The 13,485-nt window shown below is 52.5% G+C and carries 10 protein-coding genes; 8 read left to right on the forward strand and 2 right to left on the reverse strand.

The window, feature by feature from the left end; all coding sequences use genetic code 11:
* Nucleotides 1–233: 233 nt before the first annotated feature.
* The 4 genes from QJQ48_RS02545 (at nucleotide 234) to QJQ48_RS02560 (ending at nucleotide 6,980) form a co-directional block, all read left to right on the forward strand.
* A complete protein-coding gene (locus QJQ48_RS02545) occupies nucleotides 234–1,715 on the forward strand; it encodes a SulP family inorganic anion transporter (protein WP_346289615.1) in 1,482 nt (493 codons plus the stop codon).
* Nucleotides 1,716–1,851: 136 nt separating this feature from the next.
* Entirely contained in the window at nucleotides 1,852–2,409 is a 558-nt protein-coding gene (locus QJQ48_RS02550; RefSeq protein ID WP_346289616.1) for a hypothetical protein, read from the forward strand.
* A gap of 93 nt (nucleotides 2,410–2,502) precedes the next feature.
* Entirely contained in the window at nucleotides 2,503–4,410 is a 1,908-nt protein-coding gene (locus QJQ48_RS02555; RefSeq protein WP_346289617.1) for a GTPase family protein, read from the forward strand.
* 512 nt (nucleotides 4,411–4,922) lie between these two features.
* Nucleotides 4,923–6,980: a DUF8082 domain-containing protein gene (locus QJQ48_RS02560; protein WP_346289618.1), complete on the forward strand. Its 2,058-nt coding sequence runs from the start codon at nucleotides 4,923–4,925 to the stop codon at nucleotides 6,978–6,980.
* Here QJQ48_RS02560 and QJQ48_RS02565 read toward each other — a convergent pair.
* A complete protein-coding gene (locus QJQ48_RS02565) occupies nucleotides 6,972–7,901 on the reverse strand; it encodes a c-type heme family protein (RefSeq protein WP_346289619.1) in 930 nt (309 codons plus the stop codon). The two genes, QJQ48_RS02560 and QJQ48_RS02565, sit on opposite strands and share 9 nt — an antisense overlap.
* Before the next feature lie 340 nt (nucleotides 7,902–8,241).
* Between QJQ48_RS02565 and QJQ48_RS02570 the strand changes: the two genes are divergently transcribed.
* The 3 genes from QJQ48_RS02570 (at nucleotide 8,242) to recR (ending at nucleotide 11,389) form a co-directional block, all read left to right on the forward strand.
* Entirely contained in the window at nucleotides 8,242–8,970 is a 729-nt protein-coding gene (locus QJQ48_RS02570; protein WP_346289620.1) for a WecB/TagA/CpsF family glycosyltransferase, read from the forward strand.
* A gap of 318 nt (nucleotides 8,971–9,288) precedes the next feature.
* The gene (gene psbA / locus QJQ48_RS02575; protein WP_346289621.1) at nucleotides 9,289–10,350 is read left to right on the forward strand and encodes a photosystem II q(b) protein; all 1,062 of its coding nucleotides are present in this window, start codon (nucleotides 9,289–9,291) and stop codon (nucleotides 10,348–10,350) included.
* Nucleotides 10,351–10,795: 445 nt separating this feature from the next.
* Entirely contained in the window at nucleotides 10,796–11,389 is a 594-nt protein-coding gene (gene recR / locus QJQ48_RS02580) for a recombination mediator RecR (protein WP_346289812.1), read from the forward strand.
* Nucleotides 11,390–11,460: 71 nt separating this feature from the next.
* Here the strand turns inward: recR and QJQ48_RS02585 are convergent, their stop codons facing one another.
* Nucleotides 11,461–12,015: a response regulator gene (locus QJQ48_RS02585; RefSeq protein ID WP_346289622.1), complete on the reverse strand. Its 555-nt coding sequence runs from the start codon at nucleotides 12,013–12,015 to the stop codon at nucleotides 11,461–11,463.
* 404 nt (nucleotides 12,016–12,419) lie between these two features.
* Between QJQ48_RS02585 and lipA the strand changes: the two genes are divergently transcribed.
* The gene (gene lipA, locus QJQ48_RS02590; RefSeq protein WP_346289623.1) at nucleotides 12,420–13,340 is read left to right on the forward strand and encodes a lipoyl synthase; all 921 of its coding nucleotides are present in this window, start codon (nucleotides 12,420–12,422) and stop codon (nucleotides 13,338–13,340) included.
* The last annotated feature ends 145 nt before the right edge of the window (nucleotides 13,341–13,485 follow it).

Raw genomic sequence — 13,485 nt, forward strand, 5'->3', positions numbered from 1 at the left:
GCATAGGATACAATTTGCAAATCTTAGCAATAGTTATTTATGCTTATTTTGGCTATTGTTAACCCGTTAAAGGTGTAATACAGCACTGCAGCTGAGATCTTTTTGGAGATTTAGGCATTTGTGGTCGGGTCCACTCGGCGCGTGAGACGACTCATGAACTGTATTTGAGAGCGAGAAACTCCAGGTTGGTCAGTCTGTATTCTGGCTGTGTTCTGTGTAAGAGAGTAGAAAGAATGAAGAAAATTTTCACCCGGCAAGCCTGGTTTTCGAATGTTCGAAACGACTTGCTAGCAGGTGCTGTCGTAGCGCTGGCCCTAATTCCTGAAGCGATCGCTTTTTCAATTATTGCCGGAGTTGACCCCAAAGTAGGACTCTACGCTTCCTTCTGTATCGCTATTGTGACGGCCTTTACAGGCGGTCGCCCAGGCATGATTTCGGCGGCAACGGGAGCAATGGCCCTGCTGATGACCACTCTCGTCAGAGACTACGGTCTGGACTATTTGCTTGCCACCACGATTCTGACAGGGCTGCTGCAAATTATCTGGGGCTGGGTGAAGCTGGGCAACCAGATGCGCTTCGTCCCACGGGCCGTTATGGTTGGCTTTGTCAATGCCTTAGCTATTCTCATCTTTAACGCCCAGCTTCCTCAACTGGCAGGAGGTAATTGGGCTGTTTACGGCATTGTCGCGGCGGGCCTTGGCATCATTTACGGTCTGCCGCGGATTACCAAAGCAGTGCCGTCACCGCTGGTTGCAATTGTCGTCCTCACCGCAGCCTCCATTGGCTTTGGCCTCGAAGTGCCCACCGTAGGCGATATGGGAACTTTGCCATCAACTCTCCCCACGCTGTTGTTCCCAGCCGTTCCCTTCAATCTAGAGACGATAGGCATTATCCTGCCCTATGCACTCGCCCTTTCGCTGGTCGGTCTGCTAGAGTCCTTTCTCACAGCCAACGTCATTGACGATCTCACCGACACCTCCAGCGACAAAAATCAGGAGGCTATGGGACAGGGTATCGCCAACATTGTCACTGGCTGCTTTGGCGGTATGGCAGGCTGCGCCATGATCGGTCAGTCCATCATCAATATTCGCTCTGGCGGGCGGACCCGGCTATCGACTTTGAGTGCTGGCATATTCCTGCTGGCCTGCATTTTGCTGCTGAGTGACTGGGTGGCGCTGATTCCAATGGCGGCTTTGGTAGCCGTGATGTTCATGGTTTCCATCAGCACCTTTAGCTGGGTTTCGCTGACGAACGTTCGCAACATTCCTAAAAGCGAAACAGCCGTGACCTTGACAACAGTTTTGGTGACGGTGCTGACCCACAACCTGGCAATTGGCGTCGTTATTGGCGTCGCGCTCAGCGCTATTTTCTTCAGCCGTAAGATTGCCGAACTGATTTCTGTTAGTTCGCAGCTCAGCCCAGATGGCACCAAACGGGTTTATAGCGTTAGTGGTCAAGTCTTCTTTGTTTCGGTTGAGACTTTTCTCAATGCTTTTGACTTCCGCGAAAAGCTGGAGTACATCGTGGTCGATTTGACTCACGCGCATTTATGGGATCAGTCTGCGGTTGATGCGGTTGACAAGATGGTGCTGCGATTTCGGCGGCGCGGAGTTCAGGTAGAGCTAATTGGTCTGAATGAAGCCAGTGCTACCCTGCTGGATCGTCTAGCTATTCACCAAAGGCCAGACGCTTTAGACGAGGCTCCTTTGCATTAATTCGAGATGGTTTTCTGAGCAGCGCTGCTCAGAAAACGTCGCTCCATTTTTTCTTTCTTACTGCAGAAGATCTTGAGCAACAGGCTGCGCTACTGTACGCGCAGCTTTGTTGTATCTGAGTCTGGGAGAACACATCGTGCGTTATCAAACGACTGGCAGACAGACTTCTTGGTCAAAAATTCTACAGCGGCCATTAGGCGCTTTGCTACTGAGTGCGATCGCTCTGCTGCTGCCCGCCTGCGTCAATGAAGCCGAAGTTGTAGACACCGCCGAGTCAGAGGTTGCAGCCGAACCGGCTGCTGATCCGGCTGAGGACTCAGCCACGGTTGAGCTTGAACCCCCAGAGGTTGTCCCTGCTGACATAGACAATCCAGCCGGGCAGGCGGTGGTGGCTTGGGGAGAGGTGTCTGAAGTTCTCGGGGCGGGCGCTTTTATCCTGCGCAATGAGAAATACTACGCTAGAGAACAGGGATTGCTGGTAGTTGAGCCAACTGGTCAATTACCGCAGTTCGCGCCGGGAGAATACATCAAGATTACGGGCGAGCTACAGGAATTTATCGTCGCTGAGCTGGAACCCCAGTATGAATGGACGCTAGCGCCTGAGTTAGTCACGGCGCTCGAAGCCGAGTATGCGGCAGCGCCTGTAATTGTGGCCCAGCAAATTGATCAGTCGCCAGAAGCCGTTGTCGATTAGGCTTATCCGGTCGATATTCCATTTAGATTTAGCCTGCTCTAGGGGCTGAGAGTCTGCTTAGACTGAGAGCAGAAATAGACTTTGGGAGTCATCATGTTGCAGCTAAAGCGCTGGCAGTGGGTTGTCTTGGGGCTACCCGTAATCGCGATCGCCGCTTTCTTGCTTATTTCAGCCGGATGGAAAATCCATGATTGGGGGCTGAGCTGGATTTGGGCCGTCTTTACGCTAGTTTTGGTAGGCTGGCGCTGGCTGTTGGTGAAATGGACGCGCCCAGCCACTCAGCAGCTAGAAGCCGTCATCGCTGAGGTCAGCGACGATTTAGAGACGGCACTCGAACCTGCTGCTGGCACTCCTGACGATCTGCAGCAAGCAGAAGCCGCCCTGCAAAAAATCTTAGACGCGGCCCGGAGCGATCGCCCCATTTGGGAAGACTGGGCTACCTTTTGGCAGCGCTGTCAGGATACAGTCACCGCGATCGCCCATGTCTACCACCCCGAAGTCAGATATCCGTTGCTCAATATCTATATCCCTCAAGCTTACGGGCTAATTCGCGGTACGGTAGACGACACTGATCGCTGGATGCGCAAGCTTTCACCCGTCCTAAATCAAATGACAGTGGGACAGGCATACCGGGCCTATGAGGTCTACCAAAAACTGGAGCCTTCCGCCCGTAAGCTCTGGCAGGTGTGGAACTGGGTGCAGTGGATTGTCAATCCAGCCGTGGCGGCGGCAAAGGTGGCAACTCGCCACTCTAGCGATCGCGCCACCCAGCAGCTTCTGGTCAATCTCAGCCAGCTTTTGCGCGAAGCCGCTCTGAAAAACTTGGCCCAGCAGGCGATTATGCTCTACAGCGGTATGGCCGCCCCCGGCCTAGAATCAACTGGAGACACCGCCACGATTGCCCAAGCTCAGACCCAAACCTTACGGGAGATTTTAGATCAGGCTGAGCCCGTAGAGCAGGTAGCGCAGAAACCCGTAAGCGTTTTGCTGGTAGGGCGCACAGGTGCCGGTAAGAGTAGCCTGATCAACAGCCTGTTTCGGGCTGAGCGAGCTGCCGTAGACGTGCTGCCCAGCACCGATGAAATCCAGAGCTATCACTGGCAAGCGGCCACTGGCGAAGCCCTGACCCTGTGGGATACCCCCGGCTACGAGCAGGTGCAGCAGTCAGATTTGCGGCAGCTGGTGCTAGATTATGCCACAACCACCGATTTGCTACTGCTGGTCACCCCGGCGCTGGATCCTGCCCTGCAGATGGATGTGGATTTTTTGCAAGACCTGCAGGCAGACGGGGCCGATATGCCAGCGATCGCCATCGTTACCCAGGTAGATCGACTACGCCCTGTGCGCGAGTGGCTCCCTCCCTATGACTGGCAGCAGGGCGATCGCCCCAAGGAGCAGTCCATTCGCGCAGCCACCCAGTACCGTTTAGAGCAGCTTGGCGATCGCTGTGTTCAGGTTTTGCCCGTTGTGACGCAGGATAGCCAATTCGAGCGATCGCCTTGGAACCTAGACGCCCTTTCTTTGGCGCTTATTGACCACCTAGAACCGGCTAAGCAGCAGCGCCTAGCGCGATTTTTACGCAATCAAGAGGCCCGGACGGTGGCGGCTGCCAAAATCATCGACCATTACACATTTCAAATGGCGACCACTCAGGGACTCACTGCCCTGCTCAAAAGCCCGGTGCTACAGTTTGTCTCCACTTTGACGACCGGTTCGCCGACGCTGGCTTACGTTCTAGCCCAGAAAATTCCGGTGGAGGAGCTGCCTGTGGTCATCGGCAAGCTGCAGATGGCCTATGAACTCTTTTCCCTCCTGGCTGAAGGCTCCAAAGCCAGACGGCAGTTTGATTTGCTCGCGCTTTGGCCATTGCTATTGGATAATCCCAGCCGCCCCGATCGCAATGCCTGGGCTTTTGGTCATGCCCTAGTGGAATACTGGACGCAGAATCTCACCGTAGCTCAGCTCAAAAATCGTTTCGAGGACTATCTGCAAGAGTTCTAGCCAGAGAAGAAATGGCCAAATCAGCGGTTGGAACATGGTGCAGGTCGTCGGCTGACATCCTTAGCACCTATGCGAGTGTGGGGTTTCGTTCCTCAACCGCAACCTATATTGACTCTGTTTAACTGCGCCTACCTACTTAGCAAACTTAGCGGGGAAGAATCTCCGTTAAACAGTTAAAACACTTCAGCTTAAAGAAACTGCTAAGTAAGCTCTCGGCAGCCATAACTCAGGAAACAGGCGCAATAGACTAAAAGCATAACCATCAAGTTGTGTGCGTCAAGTTTATTTATCCGCTTTTACAACTGTCACCCTCAGTTGCGGAGAGGACTTCTAAAAACAGGTAGTAGCCACTAGAAATGGGCCTGCCCGCCTATTCTCTATTCCTTCCCGGTTCTGAACTAAAGTCGCTGGTGATAAGGGTGCTTTCAGCCAACCGGGAACAGAGTTAGAAGCAACGCAATAGCTACCGTTTCTCTATTTAACCGTCACAACTGTTTGCAGCAGATTATGTTATGGAAAACAGCGCCTTATCTCAAGGTCGAGGACAGCGTACGCTGGCAGCGATTGTCGTCACCGACGCTGTCGGCTTTAGCGCTCGGATGTCAGCCGATGAAGAACAGACCCTAACCATCATTCAGCGGCACCTGAAGCTGATGGAAAAGCTGTGTTTGCAGTTTGAAGGGCGGGTGCTGAAATCGACCGGAGATGGCCTGCTGATGTACTTTGCCAGTGCCGTACAGGCGGTCAGCTGTGGCGTCAAAATTCAGCAGCAGCTCGTTCAGCTCAACCAGCAAGAACCGCCTAAGCAGCGATTAGCCCACCGGATTGGCATTCATTTAGGGGATGTGTTCTTCAGCGAGTCTGACGTGATGGGTAACGGCGTCAACATTGCTGCTCGGCTACAGACTGTCGCTCAGCCTGGTTGTTTATGCATTTCTCAGCTAGTCTACGACGTGGTTAAGTCGAGGCTGACCTTACATGCGATCGACGCTGGCCCCTTAAAGCTGAAAAATATTCAGGAGGCTGTTCCGGCCTACCACGTTTCTCCCTTTGCCCCCAAGCCGCAGGCTGCTGCTGCCGCCGCCCCGCCGCCCCCTGCGGCTCGCTGCGCAGTAGATATTCCTCAAGGCCACCTAGAAACGGGAGATAAAGTCGCCGGACGATACACCATTCATCGTCTATTAGGGCAGGGAGGCTTTGGCCGCTCTTACCTAGCGGAAGACACGCAGCGATTTGGTGAACTGTGCGTCCTCAAAGAGTTTGTCCCAGCCGCCGCCAATCGCTCTAATCAGGCGCTGCAGAAGGCCCTGGATTTATTTAAGCGAGAGGCCAAAACCCTCTATCAAATCAATCATCCCCAGGTGCCTAAGTTTTTGGCCTGCTTCGCCCAATCGCAGCGGCTATTCATTGTACAGGAATACATTGAGGGGGTTACCTACTCTCACCTCATGCAGCAGCGACGACGACAGCGGCGACCTTTTTCAGAATCCGAGCTAACCCAGTGGCTACAGCACATGCTGCAGGTACTGGATTATCTTCATAGCCTCAAAATTGTCCACCGGGATATTTCCCCCGACAATATTATTCTGTCGCAGCAGCGTAATTTGCCGGTTTTGATTGATTTTGGCTTGGTTAATGACGCTCTCAATCGCTTCTGCTCCGGCATGGAAACAGCACCTGAGAAAGCCGCCTCTATTGTGGGCAAGTTTGGCTATTCGCCCCCGGAACAAATTCGCTTGGGCCGCTGCTATCCCTGCAGCGATCTCTATGCTCTGGGAGTGACGGCTATTGTTTTGCTGACCAACCAGTATCCGCGACAGTTAATGAATCAGGACTCGCTGGACTGGCAGTGGCGATCGCAGGTAGACATCAGCCCAGGGCTGGAAGCTGTCCTCAATCGCATGTTGAAGCCTCAACCGAGAGACAGATACCAGTCAGCCCCTGAAGTTCTGGCAGCTTTAGAATCCACAGGCATCTCACCGATTACGACTACCTGGGCAGCGTCATCAGCCGATCTAGTCCCCACTCGACTCAATCCTGACCCCGCTTTTGAGTTTGCTAGTTCAGAGACGCTGTTGCCTGCCAGCGTATTGCAGGAGCATTCCCAATTTTTAGATCAGTGTCGCCAGGAGCTAGCCCGGTGCGTCGGGCCGATGGCGTCTTTGCTGATTGAGGATATGCTGCAGCAGTATCCCGAAATTTCGCCTCAAGGACTGGTGGAAGCCCTGGCCTCGCAAATCTCCAATGCCAGTCAGGCCTCTGATTTTGTCAACCGCATCCAGCTACCTGATAGCGCTGGCTTAGGATCGGTGTCTTTGGGCCGAGTTAGTGCCGCTAGCGAGGCTAAAGACGCAGAAGCAAGCGCTACTAGCGCTGCTGCTATTGACAATCTTTTCCTAAGTCGCTGTCAACAAGCTCTAGCTCGCTGTGTGGGGCCAATGGCTTCCTTCTTAATTGAGGAAACCCTGGCCGATCATCCCAACATAGATGACCAGCAGCTAGTTTCCCTACTATCGGCAGAAATTCCTGATGCAGCCAAAGCTCAAGAGTTTCAAAGTCAGCTATCGTGACGAGCCAGAGCTACGACGGCCTGAGCGATAGCGCTCCAATCGCTGCATCGCCATTTGTAAACTGAGGCGCATCCGGTTAAAGGACTGGGCTAGCTGACCAACCTCATCCTTTGAGGCTTGGGTAAATTCGGCATCGGTATCGCCTGTGCTGACGGCTTCTGCCACCAGTGCCATCCGGTTGAGGGGACGGACGACGTAGCGGTGTAGCCAAACGTTGACTAACAAAATGGCGATCGCAAACACGGCCACAAAAATACCCAGAATCAGCAGCAGTGATTTACGAGCGCTGCTGAGCACCGTTGCCGCTGGCACTGAGATCACCTGCGCCCCGACGATTTCGTCCATCTGCCAGTCAAACCCATGTTCGCTGCCATAGCGGTCAATCAGACTCACTGGGGCCGCTGAAGCCAGTCCGTGACATTCCAAACAGCTCTGTTCAGTAATTTGAATGGGCCGAGCGATATAAAACAGTTCGCCGCTTGGCGTTGAGCGAAATCCGTTCACTTCTTTAGGATTACTCTGCGCCCGAAAACCTTCGATGATGCGAGTCTCAAAAGCATCTGCTTGATCCCTAGGGTTAGTGGGATTTAGCGTGGCTTCTTTATAGAAAAAGTCGCTATATAGGGGACTGGAACGAAACGTTTCAAAGACTTCACGGGCTGAATATGAGGGTACGGTTTCAGGTAAAAATTCAGTCGCCAAGCGAGCCGACAGTTCCGGCCTGACCTCGCTGCTGGTGTAGGCGCGAACCGAGTTCATCGTTTCCATCAGCATCAGCGCCTTGGTAGTGACCTGGGCTTGGGCGCTGTGATTTAGCGTTCTAGCCAGGGCCGCGCCGCTAGCTAAAATGCCTCCCAAAAATATCAATACCAAAAGCAGCGTGAACTTTTGGCTCAGTTTCAGATCCTTCAGCTTGAACATGACGACTTTCAATCCAGCATTCCTTTGATAGAGCGAGGTTCAACAGATGTTGCCAAATCAGCTTTAACAGTCTCGGCTCTGCTGATCCATAGTTTGAGCCATCTTGCATCTGTCAGAAGACCCTCTTTTATTAAGCCGCTTCTTTATAAGGACGTGAAAAAGCTTTAGGGACTTTAAACAACTCTTCAAATCGGCTCTACGGAATTTTTATCCGGCCAATGGGTCATGGCATAGAACTTAGATTGAGGCGAGACCGTCATTTAGGCTCTAAAAATCAGAGACAATAAACAACGGCTGCTTGAGCCATCCTTTAAAGAAAATTGTTGCCGGAGAATCACCTATGCTGTCAGAGCACCTAGAACAGCTTGCTGTAATGGGTTTGCCGGTTCACTGGAATCCAGACTATGCCAACTGGCTGTTGCACAATATGCGTCAGGGGCGCGGTGCCCATGTCGTTACCCTCAATGCGGAAATGTCCATGCAGGCCGATCGCAACGCTATCCTGCGCAAAATCATTCAGTCTGCGGAGTTAGTGATTCCAGATGGTGCAGGCATTGTGCTTTACTTTCGGCTAAAAGGCAAACGAATTCAGCGCTGCCCAGGCATTGAGCTGGCTGCTGAGCTAATACAGCGATCGCGGCCAGCCGAATCAGTCTTTTTTTATGGCGGTGCTCCCGGGGTAGCTGAAGCTGCTGTGCAGGCTTGGCAGCAGCGATCGCCTGACTTAGCGATCGCCGGGGTGCAGCATGGCTATCTCAAACCAGAACAGCAGCCTGCTTTTCAGCAACGCCTGCAAGAGCTACAGCCTCAGCTCATCTTCGTTGGCTTAGGGGTTCCCCGGCAGGAGTTTTGGATTGCTGAGCACCGCCATCTCTGTCCGCAGGCAACCTGGGTCGGCGTAGGTGGCAGCTTCGATATCTGGTCAGGTACTAAAACCCGCGCCCCAGCTATATTTCGGAAAAATCATTTGGAATGGCTCTACCGCCTCTATCAGGAACCTTGGCGCTGGCGGCGTATGCTCTCGCTGCCGCAGTTTGCCTGGCGAGCTTTGACTTACCCCCAGTCCTAAAAACTGCTGCAAGTTTATGAGAAGCCAATGCTCAGGACGCAGGATTAGAAATTTCCTATTTCTCAGTGAAGATGAGTAAACCTATATCTGCTGATAGAAAATAGATAGCCAACACAATTCCTTTGCCTTAAACCCTAGAGCATTTGCAGCCAAAGGCTTTCAGGGCTTGCAAGATCTTCTGTTGCCTCTGCAAAAAGTAGACAAAAGCTGTTTCGTAAATCAAAAAATGTTTACAAAAGTAATTATTTGAGATAATCTGTAGAGCAAGCACTCATACGAGAGCTTACAAAAGTACATACTTTTAGGTATTCATTCATCATGACAACGACACTACAGCAGCGCCAAAGCGCTAACCTGTGGGAGCAGTTTTGTCAGTGGATCACCAGCACCGAGAACCGCCTTTACATTGGCTGGTTCGGCGTCCTGATGATTCCGACTCTACTCGCTGCCACCACCTGCTTCGTCATCGCCTTCATCGCGGCTCCGCCGGTTGACATCGACGGCATCCGTGAGCCGGTAGCCGGATCACTGATGTACGGCAACAACATCATCTCCGGTGCAGTTGTTCCTAGCAGCAACGCCATCGGTCTGCACTTCTACCCCATTTGGGAAGCCGCTTCTTTAGATGAGTGGCTCTACAACGGCGGTCCTTACCAGTTCGTCATCTTCCACTTCCTCATTGGCGTCTTCTGCTACATGGGCCGCGAGTGGGAACTGAGCTACCGCTTGGGTATGCGTCCTTGGATCTGCGTTGCTTACTCTGCGCCTGTAGCAGCAGCATCAGCAGTCTTCCTGATTTATCCTTTGGGCCAAGGTTCATTCTCTGACGGTATGCCTCTGGGTATCTCTGGTACGTTCAACTTCATGTTCGTCTTCCAGGCAGAGCACAACATTCTGATGCACCCCTTCCACATGCTGGGAGTAGCCGGTGTGTTTGGCGGAGCGCTCTTCAGTGCGATGCACGGTTCTTTGGTGACCTCCTCTCTGGTGCGTGAGACCACCGAGACCGAGTCTCAGAACTACGGATACAAGTTTGGCCAGGAAGAAGAGACCTACAACATCGTGGCGGCTCATGGCTACTTCGGTCGTTTGATCTTCCAATATGCCAGCTTCAACAACAGCCGCGCGCTGCACTTCTTCTTGGGTGCATGGCCTGTGATTGGAATCTGGTTCACGGCATTGGGCATCAGCACGATGGCGTTCAACCTGAACGGTTTCAACTTCAACCAGTCAGTGATTGACAGCCAAGGTCGTGTGATTGGCACCTGGGCGGACGTATTGAACCGTGCGAACCTGGGTCTGGAAGTGATGCACGAGCGCAATGCTCACAACTTCCCGCTAGACCTAGCTTCTGCTGAGGCGCCTGAAATCATCGGTTAATCCAGCTTGATTGACTGATTGTTTCTAAAGCTTGAGAAGCCCCTCCGCGATCGCGGAGGGGCTTCTCACTATGAAAGCCTAATCAGGCAAATATGCTGCTAAAAGAAACACCTCGGCGATCGCCGAGGTGCTGTTCGCTGGTTATTTAGGAGAAAAGAGTAAAGCCGATTGACGGGTGGGGTCGATACCCTGAGCCGAGTGCCTGACTCCTTAGCATCCTGAGTGTTCACAGGGTTATCTTCGCTGATGCCCGACTTGAGCACAGTGATAGCTGTCTAAAGAACGAGTGATCAAGTGACTGTTGAAGTGTGATCTCGATCAGTGCTAACTGCGATGCTATCTTTTCAGCGGCGATCGCTACCTGATCAGGTATCTGCAGTTATCACGGTTACGGCACAATAATAGTAGATAGCAAAGCCAACTAGAGAAACAGAGGTAATCTGCAATTTATACGCGTCCTTTAGCCCGCCTAATCGAAGAGTTCCAGCGCCTGCCGGGGGTAGGGCCTAAAACGGCTCAGAGGCTGGCGCTTCACGTATTGAAACGGCCTGAATCAGAGGTCAAAGCCTTAGCCCAGGCCCTGATGGAAGCTAAGCTGCAGGTGGGATACTGCTCTGTCTGCTTTCATCTTTCTGCCGATTCGGTCTGCGAAATTTGCCGTGCAGTCAACCGGGAGGATCAAACCGTCTGCGTTGTCGCTGATTCAAGAGACGTCATTGCGATTGAAAAAACGCGGGAATACCGGGGTAAATACCACGTTCTGGGCGGTCTCATTTCACCTATGGACGGCATTGGCCCAGAGCAGCTTAATATTTCGCCCTTGGTGCATCGAGTCAATAAAGAGGAGATTCAAGAAGTTATCCTTGCGATTAGCCCCAGCATCGAAGGAGATACGACAACACTCTATGTAGGACAGTTGCTCAAGCCCTTCACCAAAGTGACCCGCATTGCCTTTGGGCTGCCAATGGGCGGTGATTTAGAATATGCTGATGAAATTACCTTAGCGAGAGCCTTAGAAGGGCGGCGGGAGCTGGAATAGACTCAGGCCGGGGACTGCCGATTAACCAATGAGGACAGTTGCCAGCCAGCAGGCTCCTTGAAAACCTGCTTCTATTTGAGCTTTTGCTTGATAAAAGCCAGCATCTTTGCCACCTGACCTTTAAGCTGATTTACCTCTGTCTGTAGCTTAGTCACCTTGTCGTTTAGCGCTGCAATTTCAGCCGCAGCCGCTCCGCTGTCTGAGTCTACCGAATCTGCGATGGCTGCTGCCGCCGTTGGCTTACGCGGTTTGCGGGCCTTGGCCATAGCCCCCTTGATGGCTTCAATCAGCTCCTTTTGCTCAAAGGGCTTTTGAATGAACTCAAAATATTCAAAAGGTTCGGAAATTTTCTCGGCGACTTCCTCACGACGCCCTGACATGAGCACCAAAGGAATGCGCTGCAAATCTGGCTGGTTCTGAATTTCCTGAAAAACTTCCCAACCGCTCATGCGCGGCAGTAAGAAGTCCAGCATGATTAGATTAGGCCGCGCTTGGCGAATGGTTTCTAACCCTTCAACGCCATCTTTGGCTTCAAGAACTTCAAAGTTCCCTTGAGGAAGCATGTCTCTCACACGCATCCGAATAACCCGACTATCGTCAATGACCAAAATCTTGTGACTTGCCACGACCAACTCCTCTAGCGGTGACTGAAGGTTTAATACAGTTTGAGGTGAATATGCCCGGACTGCAAGGCAGCAGAGAGCAAAATAGGCCAACTTTTAGGGTAAATATCTCAAAATTTAGCCACATCGCTCCGAAAGAGCGTTTGATATAGGTAATTTACCGCACCATGACAATCCTAATAGATCTTCAGAAAACTACTCGTCATTCCTATTTTCAGTATTCCAACCCGAGGCGATTGACTAACTGGCTGAGCTGCATCAGCCTCAGCTCAAGCTGTGAAAGCGCTTACAATGTTTTAGATAATGGTAGCGCTGCAGTTCTAGGTTGCGCTCACGACTGCCTAAAAGTTTAGGTCTTTGGGCAAATTTGTTCTCAGCTACTGCTTCAAGCCAGCTACTGCTTCTCTATGTCTAGTTCTTCTGCCTCATCCCCTCAGGCTGCTGCCTCGACCCGTCGCCCTGAAATTGTCAGTCTGCCTGATTGGCTGCGCCGCCCCCTGGGTAAGGCTAGCGATCTCTCGACTGTGCAAAAGATTATCAAGCAGCGGCAGATTCATACGATTTGCGAAGAGGGCCGCTGCCCCAATCGAGGGGAATGCTACGCCAATCACACCGCTACGTTTTTGCTAATGGGGCCGACCTGTACCCGTGCCTGCGGTTTTTGTCAGGTTGATAAGGGACATGCTCCCATGCCGCTTGACCCTCAAGAACCTCAGAAGGTAGCCGAATCGGTGCGATTGCTAGGGTTACGCTATGTTGTTCTCACTTCTGTCGCGCGGGATGATTTGGCTGACGGTGGCGCTAGCTGGTTTGTCAAAACGATGCAGGCCATTCGGGCTGAGAATTCTGAGGTTCAGATCGAGGTGCTGACGCCTGATTTCTGGAGCGGTTCAATTGAGCAGCAGCAGCAGCGAATTCAGTGCCTCGTTGCGGCCCAGCCTGCCTGCTTCAATCACAATGTTGAAACAGTGGCGCGGCTGCAGGGACCAGTCCGGCGGGGAGCTAAATATGAGCGATCGCTCGCCGTTCTCAGCCAGGTTAAATCTCTCAACGCCGCAATTCCAACCAAATCGGGGCTGATGCTGGGGCATGGGGAAACAGAGGCCGAAATTGTGCAGACGCTGCAGGACTTGAGGGCAGTTAAGTGCGATCGCCTGACTCTAGGCCAGTACATGCGGCCCTCGCTGGCTCATCTGCCTGTACAAAAATACTGGACACCCGCAGAATTTGAACAGCTAGGACAGATTGCCAAAGACATGGGCTTTTCTCATGTGCGCTCTGGCCCCCTGGTGCGAAGCTCTTACCACGCTGGCGAGACTGATAGCTAAGCCTAGATACCTGCGGCAGCAAGCTGGCGTCCAAATCTCCTAGCGGATTGGCCTGCCAGTAGCAAAGTGAGCGGCCCCAAAACGAAGTATGTCCCCCCATAGACCTATGGGCACAATAAAGCGGGCAATCAGGTTGATGGCAGCG

Origin of the sequence: Sphaerothrix gracilis Ecp01, from assembly GCF_030405905.1 — a bacterium.
Taxonomy (GTDB): Bacteria; Cyanobacteriota; Cyanobacteriia; order Phormidesmidales; family Phormidesmidaceae; genus Sphaerothrix; species Sphaerothrix gracilis.

Coding starts and splice junctions, on each gene's coding strand:
- QJQ48_RS02545 (WP_346289615.1), top strand. CDS start 234: ATGAAGAAAATTTTCACCCGGCAAGCCTGGTTTTCGAATGTTCGAAAC.
- QJQ48_RS02555 (WP_346289617.1), top strand. CDS start 2,503: ATGTTGCAGCTAAAGCGCTGGCAGTGGGTTGTCTTGGGGCTACCCGTA.
- QJQ48_RS02560 (WP_346289618.1), top strand. CDS start 4,923: ATGGAAAACAGCGCCTTATCTCAAGGTCGAGGACAGCGTACGCTGGCA.
- QJQ48_RS02565 (WP_346289619.1), bottom strand. CDS start 7,901: ATGTTCAAGCTGAAGGATCTGAAACTGAGCCAAAAGTTCACGCTGCTT.
- QJQ48_RS02570 (WP_346289620.1), top strand. CDS start 8,242: ATGCTGTCAGAGCACCTAGAACAGCTTGCTGTAATGGGTTTGCCGGTT.
- psbA (WP_346289621.1), top strand. CDS start 9,289: ATGACAACGACACTACAGCAGCGCCAAAGCGCTAACCTGTGGGAGCAG.
- lipA (WP_346289623.1), top strand. CDS start 12,420: ATGTCTAGTTCTTCTGCCTCATCCCCTCAGGCTGCTGCCTCGACCCGT.